Here is a 23,941-nt window from a genome sequence, read left to right on the forward strand (position 1 = left end):
TATAGTAGATTGAAACTAGAATAGTACACCTCTACTTCTAAAACATTGTTAGAAATCGATTTGACTGTCTTGATCGATTTGTCCTGTTCTTATTTCATTTCACTATAAAAACGTTTAAAATGTTTTCAACAACCTATCGAAATCATCGTAAACGCTTCGGCTTACGAATGAATTTGATTGCTGGCATTATCAATCATGAACTAGGATTCTAGTTTTGCAGGAAGTCTAATAATGAAAATAAAGGACTAAAGTAATAACTCTAAATATATCTGATTTTTATAGGACATTTCATAAAAAAATCTACATACCTAGAGTCCTATTTAGTTATGTATCTTACATAAAGAGAAAGGAATTAATTATCATGAAATTATCTTTGTATAGTGAAGTTGACCATTACCATTCTTTAAGTTCTTATTCTTTAAATGATATTACACATACTGATACCCCAAAAAATATTATTGAAAAGTCTAAAAAAGATAAGTATAGATACCCAATAGTAATACTTAATAAAGAACATAAAGTAATTGGATTTTTTTGCCTACACCTAAACACTGGTCCTAAAAAGTATGGCTATTATCAAAAAGATTATGCGCTTATTAGAGGATTTTCTATTGATGATAATTTCAGAAATCAAGGATATGGTTCTAATGCTCTGAATAAAATATTTGAGTTCATAGACTCAACTTTAAAATTAGAAATTAACCATATTGTATTGGCTGTAAATGAAAAAAATATATTGGCTCAAAAAGCATATAGAAATTCAGGTTTTTTTGTTGTGAAGAAAGATTTAGAAGGAAAAAAGGGGAAATTAATTATTATGGAGAAAAGCAGAAACTAGTATCATTTCTAGTTTCTGCTTTTCACTAAGTCTGCTATAAATTTAGTATCCTAGCTTATTTGCATATTTTGAGAGGAATAATCTATATACTAAACTTTTATGTTTATAATTCATTCCTTTCGTTTCACTCAAGCCACAAGACAGAATGAAAAAGTGTTGTGCTCTTTGTTTTATAATAATAGTGAGAAAGCCTATCACTACTACAAATCACGGGGAGGTGAATAAGTGAGTGGTACAGCCACTACCTCGCATTTTTATAGGTGTCATTCTTTCCATCAAGCACAAGAACTGTGACTAGGAGCACGTAAACTTATAATTGAATAAGCGACTCGTTTGTGAAAGGAAAGAATAGTCAAGGGATAGGCAGACTCGAATTTGGTGAAGGGAGACCCCTCATGTTAAAAGCCAAATTTCAATTTAAAAAATTTTAAAATTTGTTTCGTATTTACTACTCCTTGCCTTTATATTGGATTGATTAAGAGAACCTTTCGCGATGTTCCTTAGTAACTTCTTCGTACTAGGAAAATTTAAAAATTCGGATAGGTAGCTACCCCGATTATTCATACAAAAAGCATCCGAAATTTCTTTGTCTGATAGAAGATCAATCTGTTTCTCGGCTGCTTGACATACCAAGTTTGCGAGGAAGATATTTTTAGGGGAATCGAAAGTTTCTGCTTTGTGGTTAAAATCATGTTTCATATCTTTAGTTTAGCACAAAGTATAGTAAACTGAAATAAGATATAAACAAATGAATTGGAGCTTAATATCCATTTCCAGCAATTTTCTAGAAACTATAGTGGACTATTCTGGATTCAACGCATTATAGTTGAATTGACTAGGAATTCTCTTTCTCTTCTGATTTTTTCTTCTCCGCTTTTTCGCTTGAATCGGTCGCTACCTCTTCCTTTTTATCTCTTTTCTCTTCTTTGATTTTGACTGAAGGAAACAGAAACTCATATTGACTCTTCGGCGTACGAACCCTTGTCACCAAGCTTGTTTTCTTATTTTGATAGCTCACCTGACCCAGATTAAAGGTCTGTTCCCCACTTTCTTGCTCAACCTTATCTTTGGCTCGATTGGCCATGGCAAAAGCAATCAGTTTTTCTTTATTTAAAGCATAGTCTTGATAGTGGGCGACTTGTCGGTTCAAGTAAAATTGCAACAAAAGACTAAAGATGGCTGCCATGGTGACTGCATAGAGGAGAACACCTGCCTTAACTTTTTTCTTTTTCCACACGATAGATGAACTCCCTTTCTAAGCCTTTTTGAAATTGGAAACGAAAGTGTACCAGTTGGCCCTCCTCTGTAATCTGAGCAGACTTAAGCCCATAGACCATAGGTTGATAACCTCGACCACGAGCATTCGTTTTACGGAAATCATCTGCCCTAGACTTACCCATAGCGATCTCCTTGCCATCCTGCTTCATATAGATACGATTGCCTTCCACCTTTTCAAACTGAGAACGCTCTAACTCTGCCTCCAGCTGGTTCACAAACAAGAGCCACTCTTTTTGCTCGCTTTGTTGCTGGTAGCGAACTTCTGAAATGAGGAGCTGACTCATAGCTTGAAAAAGGAGTAATCCTCCACTGATGACAATCAGGGCAATCAGGGATTCCAACAAGGTAAAAGCCTTGACCTTATGGCTCTTTGATTGCCAACAACTGTTCTGAACCATGGTAGACCTCCAATCCCTTTTCGCTAGAAAACACCTGAATCTCAACTCCGTTTATGTTTACCTGATTTTGACCTGTCTGCAAGGTCATCTTAGCTACCCTCAAGACTTCTTCCTTTTGCAAGATTTTTGCTTCCTCTTGCCTATTTTTTTGAATTTGTCCCAAAAGGAGGGTCGCAATGCTGGCAAAGATAGCTAGAGCGACTACTGCTTCCAGTAAAATCACTGCCCTAATTTTTTGTTTCCTTAATGCGTTTAATTTTTCCATTTCCTAGATATAATTGATAGCGAATCGCTCCTTTACTGGTCTGAAATTCAACCTTAGCTAAGGACGAATTGCCCCCAGCTCGGTCAAATGTAATACTTTGGCCTGATGGTGCCTGAATTCCTTTAGGAACTGTCAGCTTTTGACTGCCATTGCTAATGGTCTGCCCATCTAAGTTCAGACTAGTCTTTTGTTGACTAGCTACACTGCGTTTTTGGGTTTCCCTATAGAGTTCTTCAAACTCCATAAAGAAAATCTGTTCCTCTACCGCCGCAAAAGTGGACTGGACAGAGCCTGACAAGCCCAAGGCAAGGATACTCACAAGTCCCAAAACCAAGAGACTTTCAAGCATGGTAAAGGCCTTAATCCGCGACCGTTTGAGTCTTATTTTGTTTAGCATGGTATTCTTTATAGGCTTTAGCCTGTTCCTCGGTGATTCGCCCATCTGCTTGTAACTTGCTTAGGCTAGCCTCTTCATTTTTTCCCAAACTATAAAGTTCTGCCTGACTTTCCACCACCTTAACAACAGCAGCTTTTCCTTTGTCGTTGACTGCTTCTTTTTGCTTGGTCAGATTAGGTACAAAGAGCAAGAGAAGCACGCTGATGATTAAAAGGACCACCAACATTTCCACAAGTGTGAAAGCCTTCACTTTCACTTTTTTCAAGAATGTCATCATTTTTTTCATTTTAAAAATTTACCTCCATATTTTGATACATGGGCATGAGCATTGCCGCATAAAGTAAAACGATAATCAGTGCCACAAAGATAAAAACCAGTGGCTGCACCAAATTCATGGTGCGGTTGACTCGGGTAAAAAAGGCTTCCCAAGTTTTTTCAGCATAGATTTCCAACTCACTACCCAGCTTGGACTTGACTTCCCCATACTCGATGATGAGACTCAACTCCTTTTTAAAGAAAGGATAGGTTCCTATAGTCTGAGAAAATTCCTGACCATTTTGTAGGGCTTGCGCCAAATCTCGACCGATTTCTTTAAAGAGTTGGGAACCTTGTTCCTGCATCATCTGAAAAATCTGCGTCAACTCCATCCCTTGAGAAATCATATTCCCCCACTCACGCGCGTAATAGGCTGTCAAATAGGTCTGCACAAAGATTCCAAAAAAGGGAAGGCGTGCTAAGATAGAAAAGACGCGCATCTTAGAACTTCTTTTATAGAAAGTGAGCGCTAAAAGGACACCTACTGAAACAAAAACTATCATGCCTAGAAAGATTTGTGGCAGATTGCCGATAATTTGGGCGGCAATATTGCTACTATCCAGTTGTGGGAGCAGGTAATTCCGTAGCCCCAGCATAATTAAGAGAAGAAAACCCAGCAAAATCAAGGGATAGGTCGCTACTTCAATCAATTTTTTCTTGACCTTAGCCAGATTGTCCAGATATTCTTCTATCTTTCCCAAACTCAGGTGGAGATTGCCATGAACTTCAGCTAGGGATAACTGGGTGACAATGGCACTTGAACATCCCAAACTTTCCATCATTTCTGAGAATGATTTCCCCTGAGACAAGCCCACACGCATCTGGGTCACACACTGCCTGTCCAACAAAGCACTCCTATCTAAAAAGGAGATGGTCTCCACCAGATGAAAACCGCTAGAAAAGAGATTGTTAAATAGGGTGATGATATTTTTTTGCTTAGCTGTAGCTAATTTTTTCCGTCTCAGCCTGAAGACTTGTGATATGTCCATCTTTAAGAAGCTGGTCAATTTGCTCATTCCACTTGGCTGCTTGGTGTTCTTGATAATCTCTGCTTGCAAAGTCAACGATTCCTCCTCCCCCGATTAATCTCTGGTAGCAGACTCCTTGCAGAACAACTGCCAATTCTTCTTCACTCACACCCAACTCCAGCAGACGCTCATAAACACCTCGGATACTCTTGGCGTGAATGGTTGAAAAAACTGTTGCACCTGTCAAACTAGCTCTGACCACTGCACGCGCCGTCTCGCTGTCCCGAATTTCTCCGATAATCAAGAGATCTGGTCGATGACGCAAGGAAAGTTTGATTAGATTTTCATAGGTTAGGCCGATTGCTTCGTTCAACTGCAACTGAAGCATGTCGTCCTGCTTGATTTCGACAGGATCTTCGATGGACATAACTTGTTGCCCCTTAAAGAGTGACTTGGACAATTCATGCATCAGGGTCGTCTTACCACTCCCAACCGGGCCAGCAAAAAGATAGAGTCCCCGTTGCCTGTACTGCTTGCCTAATTCTTCAATATCCTGAAACCAAAAATGCAAGTCCTGCTCTTCATCGTGCAACAAGCGAATGACTAAACTCTCATGCCCTCGATAATCGCCTACGGTAGATAAACGTAGGGACGCCATCGTCTGGTCATATTCATAGTCACAGGAACCGAGTTGACTACGTCGCTTTTCTCCCACATTCATACCCGCCACAAACTTAAAGTGACTGATGACGGCCGCAAATTTTTCGAAGTTATAACAGCCAATTTTACAGCGCTCGTCTCCTACCCTCATATGAAGCTCATAGGCATCTAACTTAGGGACAAAATAAATATCTTGCGCTCCTTTTTTCCGGGCCGAACGAATGATTTCTTGTGCAATTTCTTGAACCATACCTACCTCCTCACCTATACTATTCGCAAAGATTTGGGAAAAATAAAAAAGCAACTCCAAAAAGTTACTTTTTCTCTATTTTACTTTCATACGGCAAGAACGGTGCCTTTCCTTACCTGTTTGTTTTTCATAGCCTGGACGTAGTTTTTCATCTGGAATAACCTGCTCATCCTGTAAAAGAGCCAAAGAATGGTATTGTTGTAAATACTCGTCACATTCATCACACCAGCGTTGGTCTTCTGGGTCCCAAAAAATGGTCATCAAATCACTTCTACTTTTATAAAGAGGGGATTCTTGTTCCAATCTAAACCAGCAAGTTTTGTAGTATTTGAGAGCATCATAATACTGGTCAAATTTCTTACTAGCTACAATATCTTCTTCCCAACCTTCTAAGAACCACCAGGGTTCAAAATCTCCGTACATTTCTATAACACGATACATATTCATTCATTCCTTTGTACCGTATATTATAACCAATTCCGCTAAACAAGGAAAGAAATATGCTCATTTCTTAATTTCTTGATAAAAAATCCAGCCATCTGATGGATGACTGAATTTCTATTTGCTTGTGTTCCAAAATGTTTTTACTACTTAAGCCTCTGAAATATCGTTTTCGATGATGACCTTAATGGCATGGTGGTCTGCTGCCTTACCGAAGACTTCGTAGGCTTTTTCAATTTCACTGAGTTTGAAATAGTGAGTTACCAATTTTTCTGGTTCAATCTTATGACTTTCAAGTGCTTTCAACAATTGTGGAGTTGTATTTGTAGATACCAAACCAGTTGTTACATTGATGTTGCGAATCCAAAGTTTGTCCAAATCGAATTCAACTGGTTTACCATGTACACCACAGTTGGCAACTGTTCCGTCTACACCGATAATCTTTTGACAGAAATCAAATGTTACAGGAATACCAACAGCTTCAATAGCGACATCTACACCACGGCCATCTGTCAAATCATAAATTTCTTTAATCGCTTTTTCAGGGTCTGAAGAATTAACCTTGTGAGTCGCACCAAATGATAAAGCAGTTTCCAAGCGGTTATCGTCTAAGTCCACCATAATCAATTTGGCTGGTGAGTAGAACTGAGCTGTCAAGAGAGCAGCCAATCCAACTGGACCTGAACCAATAATGGCTACGCTACAACCAGGTTCTACTTTTCCTTTCAAGACACCAATTTCATACCCAGTAGGCAGAATGTCTGATAGCATAACCAAGGCTTCATCTGACAAGTCTTCTGGAGTGTGGTAAAGAGTGTTATCTGCATGAGGGACACGTAGATACTCAGCCTGCATACCATCAATCAAGTGACCGAAAATCCAGCCCCCTTCGTCTTCACAGTGGGCATAAATTCCTTTTTTACAGTAGTAGCATTTACCACAGGCACAAACACAAGAAATCAAGACCTTGTCGCCTTTTTTGAAGTTAGAAACTCCTTCCCCAACTTCTTCAACAATCCCAATCCCTTCGTGACCAAGAATGGTACCACTTTGGCAAGCAGGAACATCCCCTTTGATAATATGGAGGTCTGTTCCACAAATAGTGGTTTTTACGATACGCACAATAGCGTCTGTTGGCTTACGAAGCACTGGTTTGTCAACGTCAACAAAAGAAGCAAGTCCTGGTTTAACATAAGTATAGGCTTTCATAAAGCACTCCTCCTTTTTTATTTGTACTATTTATAATATAATTGTAAACCTTTTCATTTGCTTGTTCAAGATTTTTTGTGATATTTTTAACTTTTTTATTTACTGGTAAAGGAATATAGATAAGAAAGCAGAAGCTAATCTCTAACTTCTGCTTTCTCTCTTATGACTCATCTCCAATTTTTCTGATACCTGCAACAAAAATCGAAGATAATAATAATTGGGTAACACTCAACTGATCAAATCCAAAAATGTAATGTTCTAGCAAATGAAATAAGAAAACAAACAAAAACAAAGATAATAAAATCTTACACATAGATTTAAGCCCAGAAATTAATCCGTCCATTATTTGGATATACATCCCTAGCATCAACCCATTGAGCTACCGCATAACCTACATTGTAGAAAATGTTAATATAATCAAATATACGTTCAAGAAGTTCAGCTAACCGATTGCTATAAATGCCTAAACGAATAGCAGCTTTTTTAGCTACCCTACTTAAAGTAGCTTTAGCAACTGCCAATCCTTTTTTCTTTACCAAATTACCAATGCCTGCCACACCACCGGAAATAGCAGTAGCAATTAGATTTTCTACTTTTTTAAACTTTTTTCATTTTTTCAAGTACAGTTTTTCAAATTATAGTAAAAAGAGCCAGAATTATACTGACTCTTCTATTGATTATTAAACTTAGAAGCACGTTCTTCTCCCCACCAATAGGGCATTAGTTCTGCGACTTTCACTGTCTTTCTTGTATCGTAGTCCATCATGAATTCTGCATCTTTATTTTCAGCGTTCAACTCTAAAAGGAATTCTCTGCAAGCGCCACAGGGCATTCCTGAACTTCCACCATAAGGTGCTTTATCTCGAAAGGCTAATACTTTCTTAACCTTAGTTTGTCCTGAAAATTGGTACATATTGAAGAGGGCCGCCCGTTCTGCACAGAGATGGAAAACACCACAGGTTCCCTCCATACAGAAACCTGTAAATATTTGTCCATCTTCTGCTTCTACTGCAGCTACAACATGATTGGCATAAACAAAGTCTGATACTTCATGTGGATTGTATAGTTTCTGTGCTTCTTCGTACATCTTTTCCCAGATGTCCATTATTGTACCCTTCTTACTTAGAGATTTCCTTTAACATATTTTCGATATGCTGGATTGATTTTTCACGTCCAAGCAAGAAAATTGTATCTGGTAATTCTGGTCCATGCATTTCACCTGAAACTGCGATACGAATAGGCATGAAAAGATTTTTCCCTTTAATACCTGTTTCCTTTTGGACTGCTTTAATTTGTGGGAAGATATTCTCTGTCACGAATTCATCATCTGTCATCACTTCGAGTTTTGCTTTGAAGGCTTCAAGAACTGTTGGGACTGTTTCACCTGCCATGACTTCTTTCTCAGCCTCAGTTAATTCTGGGAAGTCTGAGAAGAAGAGGTCTGTCAATGGGATAATCTCATCTACTGATTTCATTTGTGGTTTATAGAGCTCAACTAATTTTTCAGCCTTGTCAGTCAATCGACCTGCTTCTTCTAGGAATGGTTTTGCCATTTCAAAGATAGTTTCTAGGTCTGCATTCTTGATATAATCATTGCTCATCCAGTCTAGTTTTTTCTGGTCAAAGGCTGCTGGAGACTTGCTGAGGCGGTTTTCATCGAAAAGTTTAATCAATTCTTCACGAGAGAAAATCTCATCTTCGCCACCTGGGTTCCAACCAAGAAGAGCAATAAAGTTAAAAACTGCTTCTGGTAAATAACCTTTTTTACGGTAGTCTTCGATAAACTGAAGGGTGTTGGTGTCACGTTTAGATAACTTCTTACCAGTCTCAGAGTTGATGATTAAGGTCATGTGACCGAACTCTGGAGCTTCCCAACCAAGTGCTTCATAAACCATAAGCTGTTTTGGTGTATTAGCAATATGGTCATCTCCACGGATAACATGAGAGATTTGCATATCGTGGTCATCGATGACAACAGCAAAGTTGTATGTTGGGTAACCGTCTTTCTTTTGGATAACCCAGTCACCACCGATATTGCCACCTTCAAATTCGATATCACCTTTGACCATATCATGCCACTTGTAGATACCTGACTCATTGACCGCCAAACGAACAGTTGGGATAATTCCTGCTGCTTCACGTTCTGCGATATAAGCTGCTTTTTCTTCTTCACTCATACCAAGGTATTCGTTAATGTAACGAGGGGTTTCACCAGCTGCTTCTTGGCGTTCACGTTCAGCTGCCAACTCTTCTTCTGTAACATAAGATTTGTAGGCTTTTCCTTCAACTAGCAATTGGTCGATGTATTTTTGATACAAGTCCAAACGTTCAGACTGGCGATAATTTTCATGTGTTTCTGGGCTTTCATCCCAATCCATACCTAACCAGCGAAGGTTTTCAAGCTGTGAACGTTCTCCATCCTCGACATGACGTTTACGGTCAGTATCTTCGATACGGATAATAAAAGTTCCACCGTGATGACGGGCGTAAAGATAGTTGAATAATGCTGTACGAGCATTTCCGATGTGTAGTAGTCCTGTTGGACTTGGTGCGTAACGTACGCGGATATCTTTTGACATAGTTTCTCCTATAAAGTCTCTAGGCGTCTGCCTTTTTGCTCTCTATATTATATCACAAGTCTTGGCTGAGTCCAATTTCTATGGATAAAGAGAGTAAAAAGAGTGGACAAACCACTCTTTTCTTCTATTATTATAGACGTGCGTTAAGTTCTTTGCTCAATTCTTCAAATCCTGGTTTTCCAAGAAGGGCAAACATGTTACGTTTATAAGCTTCAACACCTGGTTGGTCAAATGGGTTGATAGCATTCAAGTAACCAGAAAGGGCGATAGCCAATTCGAAGAAGTAGATAGTGTAACCAAGAGTGAAAGCATCTTGTTCTGGAAGAGTCACGTACATGTTTGGTACGTCACCATCTGTGTGGGCAAGAAGAACACCGTCAGTCGCTTTTTTGTTTACAAAGTCAACGTCTTTTCCTTGAAGGTAACCAAGTCCATCAAGGTCTTCTTCCAAGCTAGGGATAATCACGTTCTTGCGAGGTTTGTCAACACGGACTACTGTTTCAAACATGATACGAGTTCCTTCTTGGATAAATTGACCCAATGAGTGCAAGTCAGTTGAGAAATTAGCTGAAGTTGGGTAGATACCTTTTTGATCTTTTCCTTCTGACTCACCAGCCAATTGTTTCCACCATTCTGAGAAGTATTGAAGTGATGGCTCGTAGTTTACCAAGATCTCAGTTGCATAGCCTTTACGGTAAAGGATGTTACGAACTGCTGCGTATTGGTAAGCTTCGTTTTCAGAGATTTTATCTGAAGTGTAGTCCTTGCGAGCTGCATTCGCACCTTCCATAAGGGCTTTGATGTCAGCTCCTGATGCTGCGATTGGAAGCAAACCAACAGCTGTCAAGACTGAGAAGCGTCCACCTATGTCATCTGGAACAACAAATGTTTCCCAACCGTTAGCATCTGCTTCAACCTTAACAGCACCTTTTTGGCGGTCAGTTGTTGCATAGATACGTTTGTTGGCTTCTTCTTGACCGTATTTCTTAACCAAGAGTTCTTTGAAGACACGGAAAGCGATAGCTGGTTCAGTTGTTGTACCTGATTTAGAAATCACGTTTACTGAGAAGTCTTTGTCTGCAACATACTCTACCAAGTCAGCAAGGTAAGTAGATGAGATTGAGTTTCCTGCGTAAAGGATTTGTGGTGCCTTGCGTTCTTCTTTTGTTTGCAAGTTAGCAAAGTGGTGGTTCAAGAAGTCGATTGCTGCTTTGGCACCAAGGTAAGATCCACCGATACCGATTACAACCAAGACATCGCTGTCTGATTTGATTTGCTCAGCAGCTTTCAAGATACGGTCAAATTCTTCACGGTCGTAGTTTTCAGGAAGATCCAACCATCCCAAGAAGTCGCTACCAGCACCAGTCCCTTTACGGATCAATTCATCTGCTGCTGTTACTTGTGATTGCATGTATTCCACTTCATGTGGTGCAACAAATTTGTCTAAAACTTTTGAATAATCAAATTTAATATGTGACATGTTATTCCTCCAATATTTCTTCTTTTCTATCATAACGCTTACCTTCGTTTTTTTCAAGTTTTTTTGTCAAATTTCTCCAATTTTTATCAGAATTCAAACGTTTGCGTAAAAATCCCACATTCCAAAAATTTTGAAAAAATAAAAGAAAGAACGACCAGATGTCCCAGTCGTTACAGTTCATTCAATAAATACTCAAATAATTCTAAATTGCCATCTTCTTCATTAACCAGAAACTCTGGATGCCACTGCAAACCGATAATGCGGTGTTCGTCGATAGATTCAATCGCTTCAATGGTTTGGTCTCTTGGATCAATAGCGGTTACGCGGAAATTAGGTGCCAAATCTTTAATGCTTTGACGATGGACGGAGTTGACCTGACTTTCTTTCCCAAATAGCTTAGCCACCACGCTTCCTTCTACCGTCTCAATAGAGTGAGATGTTCCGAAAGGGAGTCCTTGCCAGTGACTTTCGATTTCTTGATTGAGGGTTCCACCAAAGGCAACATTGACAAGTTGAACACCGCGACAGATTGCCATAATTGGTTTATTCTGACGAAGCGCTTCTTTCAAGAGGGCCAATTCAAACTCATCACGCACTAGATTGTAATCATCGCTCTCAATGGTCTTTTTCTCTCCATAAAACTGAGGATGAACATTTTGGCCTCCTGTCAAAATGAGCTTGTCAATCATTTCCACATAATCGCGTACAACAGACTCATCACCAACAGGAATGACTAAAGGGAGACCACCGACTTGACGAATGCTCTCTGCGAATCTACAAGATACAGATGAATGAATGTTTTTGCCTTCTGTGTCTACGGGACATAGATTTGCAGCAACTCCTACAACGGTTCTAGGCATGATGTCTCTCCTTTCGAATATTAATACTCTTCGAAAATCTCTTCAAACCACGTCAGCATCGCCTTACCGTATATATGTTACTGACNNGCAGTGCTTTGAGCAACCTACGGCTAGCTTCCTAGTTTACTCTTTGATTTTCATTGAGTATAACGATAGTCCTATCATATCACTCAAAGCGTCTTTCGTCTAATATGTTTTTTTTAAGACTGTGATAAAAATTTTTTATGGACAAGAAAAAGCTGCCCCATAGGACAACTTCTTTCTTATTCAAAAACAAATTGATTGTGATAGAGTTCTGAGTAGAATCCACCTAGTTTCAAGAGTTCATGGTGGTTACCACGTTCAATGACCTCTCCATCTTTAAGGACAATAATCTGATCAGCATTGAGAATAGTTTTCAAGCGGTGGGCAATAACGAAACTGGTTTTGCCTGCTACAACTGCCTCCATGGCATGCTGAATCTTGCTTTCTGTCACCGTATCTACGTTTGAAGTGCCTTCATCGAGAATGAGAACTTCTGGATCTGTCATCAGGGTTCGAGCAATGGAAATCAATTGCTTCTGCCCTGTCGAGAAGATACTCTGCTCATCATCAATAAGAGTATCGTACTTATCAGGCAAACTTTCGATATAGTCGTGAATGTGGCTTGCTTTGGCTGCTGACTCAACCATTTCCTGACTGGCATCTGGCACACCGAAACGGATATTGTCTCGAATGGTTCCGCTAAAAAGAACGGAATCTTGCAAGACAATTCCCACTTTACTTCTAAGACTATCTAAATCATAGTCACGAATGTCTTTATCATCAAAATAAATACCGCCAGCATCAACATCATAAAAGCGATTGATAAGGTTCATAATAGTGGTTTTCCCTGAACCCGTTGGCCCAACAACTGCAGTCATCTGGCCTTTAGGGGCAGAAATGTTGACATCTTTCAAAATAGGTTTATCAGGCAAGTATGAAAAATCGATATGACTGATTTCAACACCTTCTTGCAACTGAGTGAAGATTGGAGCCTTTTCAGGTCGGATTTCTTCCTCTGCATCAAACATTTCCTGTATCCGTTCAGCCCCTGTAAAGGCCAACTGAAGACTTCCCCAACTAGCTGCAACTTGAATAATAGGCTGGTAGTACTGCTGTGAAAATTGGGCAAACATCACAATCAAACCTAGGGCTGTACTTGTTTCAATAGTCTTATCGTTTAATAGAACGGCCGAACCAGCAAAGATAACGACGGCTGTATTAACCAGACTCATCCCATTCATGACAGGGAACAGAATTCCTGAGAACATCCTTCCTTTAAAGGTTGCCTTGCGTACGCGCTCATTTTGTTCAAGAAATCCTGCCATCATATCCTCTTGAATTCCTTGCACAATCACGGCTTTTTGGCCTGAGATACTCTCATCCATATAGGCGTTGAGCTTCCCTACCTCTTTCTGCTGGAGATTGGTGTATTTGCGTGCCATTTTCACGATGAAAATCAGCATAAGGAAAGCCAATGGGGTGCTGGCAATGGTGATAAGAGCCAGCGTCACATTTCTCGAAAACATGACAAGAATCAGACCAATGTATAAAACAATATTGCTCATGACCTGAATCAAGCTTTCGTTAAAGGCTTGGAGGATATTATCCAAATCACTGGTAAAATGAGACAGGATATCGCCATCTTGTCGACGGTCAAAGAAAGAAACCGTCAACTGAGCAAGCTTACCAAAGAGACCTTTGCGCATCTCGTTGGTCGATTCTGCAATCACGCGCGTCATGAGACACATGTATATGACACTAGAGATAAATAGAACCAAAACCAGCAGACCAAGATTGACCATGATTCCTGATAGGCTTTGCCAAACAAGTTCTGGATTGCCATCTTGATAAGCTTGGACTAAATTAACTAGTTGCGTCACTGCTTGTCCAGAAAAGACCGGAAAGAGAGCTTGGGCAAGAGTCGCCAGAACAATCATCAGGATAACAACTACAAATGATAGCTTATAAACTTTAAAATAATTCCAAAAAAATTGAACTGTCTTCATTTTACTCCTCCTTTCCTTTCTGTGTTTCGTAGATTTCACGGTAAACAGCATTGTTGGCAACCAAGTCTGCATGCGTACCTTGACCAATCAATCGTCCTTGATCTAGAACCAAGATTTTATCTGCATTAACAACCGAGCTAATCTTTTGCGCGATGATAATGGTTGTTGTTCCCTTCAAGTCCTTATTCAAGGCTTCTTGAACCAGGCGCTCTGACTTAGCATCCAAGGCCGAGGTCGAATCGTCAAAAATCAGAATACGTGGATTGCTGACAATCCCACGCGCAATCGACATCCTTTGTTTTTGTCCACCTGAGAAGTTGGTTCCTCGTTCCTCAACTGGACTTTCAAAGGTTTTCTCCATACGATGAATGAATTCACTGGCTTGGGCAATATTGGCTGCACGCTCCATTTCAAATAGAGTGGCATCTCCTTTGCCCTGTCTCAAGTTATCTGCAATGGTTCCACTGAAGAGAATAGCACGTTGGAGAACGATAGAAACAGTTTTACGCAGGGTTCCTTCACTCACTTTGCGAATATCCTTGCCTCCGATTTTGATAGCCCCTTCCTGCGGGTCAAAGAGACGTGGAATCAATTGAGCCAAGGTTGACTTTCCTGCACCAGTGGCTCCAACTACACCAACCATCTGACCAGGTTCAATAGTAAAGCTCACATCTTTCAGCATCGGTTCCTTATCCATTGGATAGGTAAAGGTCACATTTTCAAAGCTAAGACTTCCGACCAACTCTTCATCTGGGACATCCTTGAAGGTCATGGCTGGCTCTGCGTCAAGAATTTCTCGAATACGACGCATAGAAATCATGGCACGACTGACAGAATTTCCTAAAAATCCAACCATAACAATGGTAAAGATAATCTGGCTCAAGTAATTGACAAAGGAAGCAATGGAGCCAACAACTGACGGATCCGACTGAACCATCCCTGCAACTAGCCAAATAGAGAGGAATACCGCCCCATAACCGACCAACATCATGAAAGGTTCCACTACTGAAAAGGCATAACCAATGTAAAGGTTTTGACCAAGAAGCTCGTCTGAAACCTCCGTAAACTTAGCAAATTGCTCTTTTTCTTGGACAAAGGACTTGACCACGCGAACGCCACGCAGATTTTCCTTGGCAATGGCATTGATACGCTCAAGAAGGGTTTGAAACTTGGCAAAACGAGGCCCCATCATTCCCATCATGACAGCAGTCAAACCAAAAATCAAGACTACCATGAGAACAATCACCCACCACAGAGAAGGTAAGGTTTGAACTGCCAAGATAAAGGAACCGATGAACAAGAGGGGGAGTCTGAAAAGAATTTGGAAGGTCATCATGACGACGTTCTGAATCTGGTTGATATCATTTGTCATGCGAACGACTAGATTTCCCGCATTAAATTGTTCAATATTAGCATAAGAAAAGGTTTGGATTTTACGGAAGGCATCCTCCCGAAGGTCAGATGAAACTCCTTGGGCAATATAGGCTGCGAGGACAACATTGAGTCCACCAGCAACTAGACCGACTACGGCCACACCAATCAACCAAGCCCCGATACTATAAATAGCTTCATATTTTCCAGCAAGGAGGGCGTCTAAGACTTCCTGCAGATAACGCGGTTGCAGAAGTGAACTAGCAACCATCAAGCCTGTCATCAGAAGCGAAGTCAAGGCCTGCCACTTGTAGGTTTTTATTTTCTGAATCAGCATACTTTCTCCTTAAAAAATAGACAAAAGGGAGCGACAATGTGTCAGCTCCTTCTCATTCTGTTTGTGTGATGTTATTCTAGCAAAAAAGTGGGGGATTGTCAAAGAAGTCTCCTTGATACAGCTAGAATGACTAGTAATTTTCTCTTTATAGTTTCTGTTTTAACTCGACCAAGACATTCATAGCCTGCATAGGTGTCATATTGTAAACATCCAGTTTAGCTAATTCTGCTAGGATAGGATGTTCTTCAGTCGTATCAAAGAGTGAAATTTGTTCTGAGACAGTACTTGTTTGTTTCATAGGAGCAGGACTTTCTTGCCCCTGACTCTCCAGTTGCGTTAAAATCTTATCCGCTCTCGCTAAAAGATCAGCCGGTAAACCAGCAATCTTGGCAACATGGATACCATAGGATTTATCAGCTGGCCCTGGTTCAATCTTGTGAAGGAAGGTGACCTGCCCATCCTGCTCCAAGGTTGCCACGTGGACATTGACCAAGTGTTGTAAACTAGACTCCAGACTAGTCAACTCATGGTAGTGGGTCGCAAAGAGGGTCTTGGCTCCGATATGTTCATGGATGTATTCGATGATGGACTGGGCAAGAGCCATCCCGTCATAAGTTGCAGTTCCACGACCTAACTCATCAAAAAGAATCAAGGAATTCTTTGTTGCATGCGAAATGGCATTGTTGGCCTCCATCATCTCCACCATGAAGGTTGATTGGCCTGAAACCAAATCATCGGCTGCTCCGATACGGGTAAAGATAGCATCAAAAATAGGTAAATGGGCACTTTCTGCTGGCACATAAGAGCCCAACTGGGCCATTATCGCCGTCATGGCTAACTGACGCATGTAGGTTGACTTCCCGCTCATGTTGGGTCCTGTAATCAGTTGAATACTGGTATCTTCTGCCATCTGAATCGTATTGGGAATATAGGTCTGAGCCCCCATAACCTTTTCAACGACAGCATGGCGTCCTTTCTGGATATCAATTCGCGAATCATCTCCGAATTCAGGTCGAATCAAATGCTGGGTTTCAGCTACAACCGCCAGACTTTGCAAGACATCAACGGTCGCAATTCCTTGAGCTAGAGCCTGCAAACGCTGAATGTACTTGCCGACCTCTTCACGAATGCGCATAAAAATTTCGTACTCTAGGTTAGCTGACTTCTCACGCGCCTCCAACATGTCGCCTTCGATACGAGCTAATTCCTCGGTACCGAAGCGTTCTGAGTTTTTCAGCGTCGCCTTGCGGAAAAAGTGAGCAGGCACATTTCCCAGTTGTGAATTGGTCACATGGAAATAGTAGCCATCCTTTTTATTATAGTCAATCTTGAGCGTACTGATACCAGAGTTTTCGCGTTCCTTAGCCTCAATCTCAGCAATCCAGCCAGTCCCTTCTCTGAGAACGCGACGGTACTTGTCTAAAGTCTCATCAAATCCAGTTCGGATAATACCACCTTCTGTAATCACATGAGGAGCTTCAGGAGCAATCGCTGCGCTAATCAAACTCTCCAACTCAGGAATTCCATCCAGTTGTGCGATGAGATAGGCTAGAGCAGGTTGCTCCATCCCTTCTAAAATCGCACGAATCCGTGGCACACTAGACAAGGTAGTCGCCAACTGCAAGAGATCCTTGGGATTGGTCTTGCCAAAAGAAACACGACTAGCCAAGCGCTCAATGTCATAAACACCCTTGAGACTGTCTGTCAAATCACTACGCTCAAAGAAGTGGTCAAGAAAGACCTGCACCACTTCTTGACGTTGGACGATTCGTTCCTTATCAATCAAAGGACGATGAATCCAAGAACGCAAGAGACGCATCCCCATAGCCGTTTTGGTTTCATCCAAAAGCCAGAAAAGACTGCCTTGCTTCTTGCCTGAACGAGCATTCTCAACCAAATCCAGACTAGCCTTGGTCGCATAATCCATCTGCAAGAAATCTTTGATTTCATAGCGGATAACAGGCTTGAGGTGATTCAATTCCCTCATCTGAGTCCGATGAACATACTGGAGCAATTTACTAGATGCCGCTTGCTCCACAGCTGCCAATCGTGAATCCAGTAAATGAAGGTCTTCAAAGCCTTCTTTTTCATAGGAAAGTACCAGATTCATCTGACGACTAAGGATTTGTTCCTCTTCCTCAGACAAGTCATAGCCCAGCACCACTTCTCGAGCCTTGAGATTACGGATTTCCCCACAAACCAGCGTGAAATCCAAAAGACCTGTCACATAAAAGTCACCCGTCACCAGGTCCATATAAGCTAGGCCAAATTGATTGCCAGCACGGTCTATGGCAACCAAAAAATTATTCTGACTGTCCGGCTTACTGCTATCGACCACTGTCCCTGGCGTAATGACCTGAACAACCTCTCGTTTCACAACCCCAACTGCTTGTTTAGGATCTTCCATCTGCTCTGCGATAGCCACCTTATAGCCCTGCTCAATCAAGACATCGATATACTGTTGGGCAGAATGATAGGGGACACCCGCCATAGGAATCGGATTGTCGGCATTCTTGTTGCGACTCGTTAAGGAAATTTCCAGAATCTGCGCAGCATTGACCGCATCCTCATAAAATAATTCATAAAAATCACCCATCCGAAAGAGCAAAAACGCATCTGGATATTGCTTTTTAATCTCCACATACTGTTGCATGCCAGGTGATAGCTTTTCTGTCGCCATTGTCCGTCTCTCCTTGTCAAAAATAAGTCTTGAGAGCAACTCTCAAGACCTTACTTATCTTTCATCAAATCTAGCAAACGATCTTCCATGAGTTTGGCAACGTGCTGGTCTCGACAAATGACCAATAAGGTATTGGCACCAGCAACTGTTCCTAAAATCCATTCATCCTTGTTTGCATCTACAATATTTGCCAAAACAGAAGCTTCTCCCAGTTTGGTATGAAGCACCAAGGTAAACTCTGCTCTTGCAACACCTTCTAAATGATGAGACAAAAATTCCACCAAATCAATCTTTTCTGTCTCATTTGCTAGTACATAATACACCATATCATTTTTCTTGACCTTGGTCAAGCCGATTTCGCGCAAATCACGAGACAGGGTTGTCTGCGTCACAAAAACATTGTGCGCCTCCAACCGATCTTGAATTTCTTTTTGTGTACTTAATTTTTCCTCAGTAATCATTTTTTTTATTAACTGATGACGATCTCTTTTTCTCATAAAATCCTCTTATGTGAATATTTATAACTATTTTTATAACTATATTATACCAAAAAAACGGGAGATTTCAAAAATTTTTTCTTCTTTCTTTAAAATTGTGATAAAATAGTAGAAAAGTCCAAAAAGGAGCTCTTAATGAATACAAAAGAATTGATTGCTAGCGAATTGGCTAGCGTCATTGATAGCCTGGACCAAGAGGCTATTTTAAATTTACTGGAAACCCCTAAAAACTCAGAAATGGGAGACATTGCTTTCCCTGCTTTTTCTCTTGCAAAAGTCGAACGTAAAGCACCTCAAATGATCGCGGCTGAACTGGCTGAAAAAATTAACAGCCAATCCTTTGAAAAGGTTGTTGCAACAGGACCTTACGTCAACTTTTTCCTTGATAAATCTGCCATTTCTGCTCAAGTATTGCAAGCTGTTATCACTGAAAAAGAACACTATGCTGACCAAACTATTGGCAAACAAGAAAATGTTGTTATCGATATGTCTAGTCCCAATATCGCTAAACCATTTTCTATTGGTCACCTGCGCTCAACTGTCATCGGAGATAGCTTATCACATATTTTCCAAAAAATCGGTTATCAAACAGTCAAGGTCAACCACTTGGGAGACTGGGGTAAACAGTTTGGGATGTTGATTGTTGCCTACAAAAAATGGGGCGACGAAGAAGCTGTAAAAGCTCATCCAATCGATGAACTTCTTAAACTCTATGTCCGTATCAACGCTGAAGCTGAAAATGACCCTAGCTTGGATGAAGAAGCACGCGAATGGTTCCGTAAACTGGAAAATGGAGATGAGGAAGCCCTCGCTCTCTGGCAATGGTTCCGTGATGAAAGTTTGGTGGAATTTAACCGCCTTTACAATGAATTGCAGGTTGATTTTGACAGCTATAACGGAGAAGCCTTCTACAACGATAAGATGGATGCAGTTGTAGACATTCTTTCTGAAAAAGGCCTTCTTGTTGAATCAGAAGGTGCCCAAGTTGTCAATCTTGAGAAATATGGAATTGAACATCCAGCCCTTATCAAAAAATCTGATGGTGCAACTCTCTATATCACACGTGACTTGGCTGCAGCCCTTTACCGTAAAAACGAATACCAATTTGCTAAATCTATCTACGTCGTTGGTCAAGAGCAATCTGCCCACTTTAAACAGCTCAAAGCTGTCTTGCAAGAGATGGGCTACGATTGGAGTGACGACATTACTCATGTTCCTTTTGGTTTGGTTACAAAAGAAGGGAAAAAACTCTCTACCCGTAAAGGGAATGTCATCTTGCTAGAGCCCACTGTTGCAGAGGCTATTAGTCGTGCAAAAGCCCAAATTGAAGCTAAAAATCCTGAACTTGAAAATAAAGATCAGGTAGCACATGCTGTTGGGGTTGGAGCCATTAAGTTCTATGACCTCAAGACTGACCGTACAAACGGATATGACTTCGACTTAGAGGCCATGGTATCCTTCGAGGGTGAAACTGGACCTTATGTTCAATACGCCTACGCTCGTATCCAATCGATCTTACGCAAAGCGGATTTCAAACCAGAAACAGCTGGCAACTATAGCTTGAATGATGCTGAAAGCTGGGAAATCATTAAACTCATTCAAGACTTCCCACGTATTATCAACCGTGCGGCAGATAACTTTGAACCTTCTATCATTGCTAAATTTGCAATTAACCTAGCTCAATCCTTTAACAAATACTATGCACATACACGTATCTTGGATGAAAGCCCAGAACGCGACAGCCGTCTAGCCCTCAGCTACGCAACCGCAGTCGTTCTCAAAGAAGCCCTTCGCTTGCTTGGAGTAGAAGCGCCAGAGAAGATGTGATTCAGTACTAACAATTGGAACTAAAGTTCCTAATTGTTAGACGCTAGCCGCGTATGTGCGGACTAGCTAACTGCTTCACTAGTCATGGTCTCTAAATATAATCGATTTAGAGACCATGACGTCGTAACTATGGCGATTTGCCTAATCGCTTTACTAATTCACCAAACCAAATAATATCGATTTGGTTTGGTTCATGTCGTAATCTTTTAATCACTTTATTGTAAAGTAGTCTAAGCGTCTAAGCAAATCCTATCAGGGATTTGCTTAGACGCTTCACTAGTAAAGAAACATAAATATTATCGATTTATGTTTCTTTACGTCGTAACCAGAGACACTTGCCTAAACGCTTCACTAATTCACCTAACCAAATAATAGACTTCCTGCAAAACTAGAATCCTAGTTCATGATTGATAATACCAGCAATCAAATTCATTCGTAATCCGAAGCGTTTACGATGATTTCGATAGGTTGTTGAAAACATTTTAAACGTTTTTACTTTGGCAAAGATGTTCTCAACCTTGCTTCTCTCCTTAGATAGCGCATGGTTACAGGCTTTATCTTCAGCTATTAGCGGCTTGAGTTTGCTGGATTTACGTGGAGTTTGTGCTTGAGGATCTATCTTCATGATTCCTTGATAACCACTGTCAGCCAAGATTTTACCAGCTTGTCCGATATTTCTGCGACTCATTTTGAACAACTTCATATCATGACAATAGTTCACAGCGATCTCCAAAGAAACAATTCTCCCTGGACTTGTGACAATCGCTTGAGCCTTCATAGCGTGGCATTTCTTTTTACCAGAATCATTCGCTAATTGTTTTTTAAGGCGATTGATTTTTACTTCCGTCGCATCAATCATTACCGTATCCTCAGAACTGAGAGGAGTTCTTGAAGTTGATAAGGATTATGCTCTGGTTTCTTGTCTTGTTGCTCCTGGTTTTGAATTTGAGGATTTTGAATTATTTGAAAGGGTAGATCTACTGGCGACCTATCTAGAGCACAAGGAGATGATTGAGCGTTTGACCAGATCCTAGTCTTGATAAGCAAATTTAATCTGATTTAGCAATGTTAGGATTTCTGATAATTGTGTTATAATGTTACCAATAGGAGATAATAGATGACAAAACAAGTCTTATTAGTGGATGATGAAGAACACATTCTGAGATTGCTTGACTACCATTTAAGTAAGGAAGGCTTTTCTACTCAATTGGTAACAAATGGACGGAAGGCCTTAGCTTTGGCAGAAACAGAACCCTTTGATTTTATCTTGCTTGATATCATGTTACCACAATTAGATGGCATAGAAGTTTGTAAGCGGCTGAGAGCCAAAGGCGTCAAAACTCCAATTATGATGGTTTCTGCGAAAAGTGATGAATTTGATAAGGTTTTGGCCTTGGAATTAGGGGCTGATGACTACCTGACCAAGCCTTTTAGCCCTAGAGAATTGCTGGCGCGTGTCAAGGCTGTCCTCAGGCGAACTAAAGGAGAACAAGAAGGAGATGATTCAGATAATATCGCTGACGATTCTTGGCTATTTGGGACCTTGAAAGTATACCCTGAGCGTCATGAAGTCTACAAGGCGAATAAGTTACTGAGTTTGACCCCAAAAGAATTTGAACTCTTGCTCTATCTTATGAAACATCCCAACATGACACTGACTAGAGAGCGTCTTTTGGAACGTATCTGGGGGTATGACTTTGGGCAGGAAACACGTTTGGTGGACGTTCATATTGGTAAGTTGAGGGAAAAAATTGAAGACAATCCTAAAGCCCCTCAATTTATTCGAACCATTCGGGGTTATGGTTATAAGTTCAAGGAGTTATAGATGAAACGCTACCTTCAATTTTGGCTAGTCAATCTAAGTGTTAGCCTCATTCTGATTGCAGGGATGGCATTAACTTGGATCAGTAAAGGCATCGGTCTCTTTCTTCTAGCCCTTTCTTTGGGACTAGGTAGCTACTGGCTCTTTTGCCTTTGGAAATGGGAAGTTGCTTTTGAGACCTTGCACCAACCTCTCTTGACCAGTAGTGAATACTTTTTAGAAAAAGGGCAAGAAGACTTAAAGTCTTTGGCTCAGTATGTGTCTGGCCTAAAAACCAAAGTCTCCCAACAGGATCAGCAATACAAGGACCTAGCCGAAACAATGGAGGTTCTTCTGTCGCACCTAACCATGGGGACGTTTTTAGTTTCCGCTCAAGGTCAGATGTTATTATCCAGTCGCTCTCTGCCTCATTATTTTCCCGATGTGGACGGCGACATAAGTTCACTTGATGACCTCAAACGGATGGATATTCGGAATTTAGTTCACCAAGCCTTTGATCAAAAAACAAGGTTAAAACAAGAAGTAAGTGGGTTTCATGAGGGTGACTTGATTTTAGAAGTGACAGCAGTTCCCGTTTTTAGCCCCACCCAATCTGTGGAAGCTGTGCTCGTCTTGCTATATGATTTAACAACGATTAGAACTTATGAAAAGTTAAATTTAGCCTTTGTTTCAAATGCCTCCCATGAATTGAGGACACCAGTTACTTCGATTAAGGGCTTTGCTGAAACCATTAAGGGGATGTCAGTTGAAGAAGAAGCGCTCAAGGATGACTTTCTAGACATTATTTACAAAGAAAGCTTGCGTCTTGAGCATATTGTTGAGCATCTTCTTACCTTATCTAAGGCTCAACAAATGCCTGTACAATGGACGACCCTTTCTTTGGCAGAATTTGTACAGGATTTGACTCAAAGCTTGCAACCTCAGCTCAAGAAGAAGGATTTACAGCTAAAGGTGCAGGTGCCAGATGATGTCACTCTCGTATCAGATAGTCAATTACTTTCCCAAATCTTACTCAATCTTTTAACCAATGCCATCCGTTACACTGAACAAGGGGGAAAAATTGAGGTCAAGACCCAAAAGGTGAACGAAGGCATTAAGATTTCTGTGTCAGATACAGGGATTGGTATTAGTCAATTAGAGCAGGATCGTATTTTTGAACGTTTTTACCGAGTTAATAAAGGTCGAAGCAGACAAACTGGTGGCACTGGTCTTGGCCTTGCTATTGTCAAAGAACTTAGTCAATTATTAGGTGGCCAAGTCACGGTGACGAGTCAGCTTGGCAGAGGCAGTTGCTTCACGATTTTTCTTCCTAACCAATCTTTCGCACAGGACTAATAATTTTTAAAGCTATTTTTAGGAGCAGCCACTTTTCAAAAGTGGCTTTTTTTGATTCTTTACACAATCTTTACATGAATCAGGGATAAACCTTTACAAAGACT

Annotated in this window: 22 protein-coding genes and 4 pseudogenes; 6 read left to right on the forward strand and 20 right to left on the reverse strand. The window is 40.7% G+C overall.

Features of this window, described 5'->3' with window-relative positions:
• Window positions 1–104: 104 nt before the first annotated feature.
• Window positions 105–212: pseudogene (locus HT708_RS00875) on the forward strand (IS5/IS1182 family transposase); the annotation flags it as partial.
• A gap of 149 nt (window positions 213–361) precedes the next feature.
• Window positions 362–838 (forward strand): GNAT family N-acetyltransferase, encoded by a 477-nt coding sequence (locus HT708_RS00880; protein ID WP_023935296.1) that lies wholly within the window; start codon window positions 362–364, stop codon window positions 836–838.
• Between the two features lie 573 nt (window positions 839–1,411).
• Here HT708_RS00880 and HT708_RS00885 read toward each other — a convergent pair.
• From HT708_RS00885 to argR, 19 genes and pseudogenes are all read right to left on the reverse strand, one after another.
• Window positions 1,412–1,537 (reverse strand): annotated as a pseudogene (locus HT708_RS00885) (SAM-dependent methyltransferase); the annotation flags it as partial.
• A 136-nt stretch (window positions 1,538–1,673) separates the two neighbouring features.
• Window positions 1,674–2,075, reverse strand: a complete 402-nt coding sequence (gene comGG / locus HT708_RS00890) for a competence type IV pilus minor pilin ComGG (protein WP_172925283.1) — start codon at window positions 2,073–2,075, stop codon at window positions 1,674–1,676.
• Entirely contained in the window at window positions 2,053–2,514 is a 462-nt protein-coding gene (gene comGF, locus HT708_RS00895) for a competence type IV pilus minor pilin ComGF (RefSeq protein WP_172925284.1), read from the reverse strand. Before comGF ends, comGG begins: the two co-directional genes overlap by 23 nt.
• Window positions 2,477–2,779: a competence type IV pilus minor pilin ComGE gene (gene comGE, locus HT708_RS00900; protein WP_188110781.1), complete on the reverse strand. Its 303-nt coding sequence runs from the start codon at window positions 2,777–2,779 to the stop codon at window positions 2,477–2,479. Before comGE ends, comGF begins: the two co-directional genes overlap by 38 nt.
• Complete coding sequence (gene comGD / locus HT708_RS00905) at window positions 2,742–3,176, reverse strand: competence type IV pilus minor pilin ComGD (protein WP_172925285.1); 435 nt, start codon at window positions 3,174–3,176, stop codon at window positions 2,742–2,744. The genes comGE and comGD overlap by 38 nt, the downstream gene beginning before the upstream one ends.
• The gene (gene comGC / locus HT708_RS00910; RefSeq protein WP_119947511.1) at window positions 3,139–3,462 is read right to left on the reverse strand and encodes a competence type IV pilus major pilin ComGC; all 324 of its coding nucleotides are present in this window, start codon (window positions 3,460–3,462) and stop codon (window positions 3,139–3,141) included. Before comGC ends, comGD begins: the two co-directional genes overlap by 38 nt.
• A gap of 1 nt (window position 3,463) precedes the next feature.
• The gene (comGB, locus tag HT708_RS00915; RefSeq protein ID WP_100104831.1) at window positions 3,464–4,480 is read right to left on the reverse strand and encodes a competence type IV pilus assembly protein ComGB; all 1,017 of its coding nucleotides are present in this window, start codon (window positions 4,478–4,480) and stop codon (window positions 3,464–3,466) included.
• Complete coding sequence (comGA, locus tag HT708_RS00920) at window positions 4,428–5,369, reverse strand: competence type IV pilus ATPase ComGA (protein ID WP_172925874.1); 942 nt, start codon at window positions 5,367–5,369, stop codon at window positions 4,428–4,430. Before comGA ends, comGB begins: the two co-directional genes overlap by 53 nt.
• A gap of 75 nt (window positions 5,370–5,444) precedes the next feature.
• On the reverse strand, window positions 5,445–5,810 hold the full coding sequence (locus HT708_RS00925; RefSeq protein WP_000286407.1) for a DUF1033 family protein: 366 nt from the start codon (window positions 5,808–5,810) through the stop codon (window positions 5,445–5,447).
• Between the two features lie 150 nt (window positions 5,811–5,960).
• Entirely contained in the window at window positions 5,961–7,019 is a 1,059-nt protein-coding gene (locus HT708_RS00930; RefSeq protein ID WP_172925875.1) for a zinc-dependent alcohol dehydrogenase family protein, read from the reverse strand.
• A gap of 317 nt (window positions 7,020–7,336) precedes the next feature.
• Window positions 7,337–7,576 carry a hypothetical protein gene (locus tag HT708_RS00935; RefSeq protein WP_000907298.1) on the reverse strand — a complete coding sequence of 80 codons (240 nt, stop codon included), beginning with the start codon at window positions 7,574–7,576 and terminating at the stop codon, window positions 7,337–7,339.
• A 113-nt stretch (window positions 7,577–7,689) separates the two neighbouring features.
• Window positions 7,690–8,124, reverse strand: coding sequence for a cytidine deaminase (locus HT708_RS00940; RefSeq protein ID WP_023934276.1), 435 nt, complete (start codon window positions 8,122–8,124; stop codon window positions 7,690–7,692).
• Window positions 8,125–8,137: 13 nt separating this feature from the next.
• Complete coding sequence (gene gltX, locus HT708_RS00945) at window positions 8,138–9,598, reverse strand: glutamate--tRNA ligase (protein ID WP_172925876.1); 1,461 nt, start codon at window positions 9,596–9,598, stop codon at window positions 8,138–8,140.
• Window positions 9,599–9,728: 130 nt separating this feature from the next.
• A complete protein-coding gene (locus tag HT708_RS00950) occupies window positions 9,729–11,078 on the reverse strand; it encodes a glucose-6-phosphate isomerase (RefSeq protein WP_000018268.1) in 1,350 nt (449 codons plus the stop codon).
• A 170-nt stretch (window positions 11,079–11,248) separates the two neighbouring features.
• Window positions 11,249–11,938: a gamma-glutamyl-gamma-aminobutyrate hydrolase family protein gene (locus HT708_RS00955; protein WP_054388460.1), complete on the reverse strand. Its 690-nt coding sequence runs from the start codon at window positions 11,936–11,938 to the stop codon at window positions 11,249–11,251.
• Between the two features lie 263 nt (window positions 11,939–12,201).
• Window positions 12,202–13,968 (reverse strand): multidrug efflux ABC transporter subunit PatB, encoded by a 1,767-nt coding sequence (patB, locus tag HT708_RS00960; protein WP_054393129.1) that lies wholly within the window; start codon window positions 13,966–13,968, stop codon window positions 12,202–12,204.
• A 1-nt stretch (window position 13,969) separates the two neighbouring features.
• Window positions 13,970–15,676, reverse strand: a complete 1,707-nt coding sequence (patA, locus tag HT708_RS00965) for a multidrug efflux ABC transporter subunit PatA (protein WP_138707348.1) — start codon at window positions 15,674–15,676, stop codon at window positions 13,970–13,972.
• Window positions 15,677–15,821: 145 nt separating this feature from the next.
• Window positions 15,822–18,356 carry a DNA mismatch repair protein MutS gene (gene mutS / locus HT708_RS00970; protein WP_031233401.1) on the reverse strand — a complete coding sequence of 845 codons (2,535 nt, stop codon included), beginning with the start codon at window positions 18,354–18,356 and terminating at the stop codon, window positions 15,822–15,824.
• 50 nt (window positions 18,357–18,406) lie between these two features.
• The gene (gene argR / locus HT708_RS00975) at window positions 18,407–18,853 is read right to left on the reverse strand and encodes an arginine repressor (protein ID WP_001231476.1); all 447 of its coding nucleotides are present in this window, start codon (window positions 18,851–18,853) and stop codon (window positions 18,407–18,409) included.
• A gap of 135 nt (window positions 18,854–18,988) precedes the next feature.
• Between argR and argS the strand changes: the two genes are divergently transcribed.
• The gene (gene argS, locus HT708_RS00980) at window positions 18,989–20,680 is read left to right on the forward strand and encodes an arginine--tRNA ligase (protein WP_023935327.1); all 1,692 of its coding nucleotides are present in this window, start codon (window positions 18,989–18,991) and stop codon (window positions 20,678–20,680) included.
• A gap of 388 nt (window positions 20,681–21,068) precedes the next feature.
• On the opposite strand, the pseudogene HT708_RS00985 reads toward argS, so the two are convergent.
• A pseudogene (locus HT708_RS00985) lies at window positions 21,069–21,581 on the reverse strand (transposase); the annotation flags it as partial.
• On the opposite strand from HT708_RS00985, the pseudogene HT708_RS00990 reads away from it, so the two are divergent.
• The 3 genes and pseudogenes from HT708_RS00990 to HT708_RS01000 form a co-directional block, all read left to right on the forward strand.
• Window positions 21,574–21,714 (forward strand): annotated as a pseudogene (locus HT708_RS00990) (cupin domain-containing protein); the annotation flags it as partial. The pseudogenes HT708_RS00985 and HT708_RS00990 overlap by 8 nt on opposite strands.
• 83 nt (window positions 21,715–21,797) lie before the next feature.
• Window positions 21,798–22,505 carry a response regulator transcription factor gene (locus tag HT708_RS00995; protein ID WP_000166478.1) on the forward strand — a complete coding sequence of 236 codons (708 nt, stop codon included), beginning with the start codon at window positions 21,798–21,800 and terminating at the stop codon, window positions 22,503–22,505.
• On the forward strand, window positions 22,506–23,837 hold the full coding sequence (locus tag HT708_RS01000; RefSeq protein WP_023939913.1) for an ATP-binding protein: 1,332 nt from the start codon (window positions 22,506–22,508) through the stop codon (window positions 23,835–23,837).
• The last annotated feature ends 104 nt before the right edge of the window (window positions 23,838–23,941 follow it).

It is taken from the genome of Streptococcus sp. 3613 (assembly GCF_013277375.1).
Lineage (GTDB): Bacteria > Bacillota > Bacilli > Lactobacillales > Streptococcaceae > Streptococcus > Streptococcus pseudopneumoniae.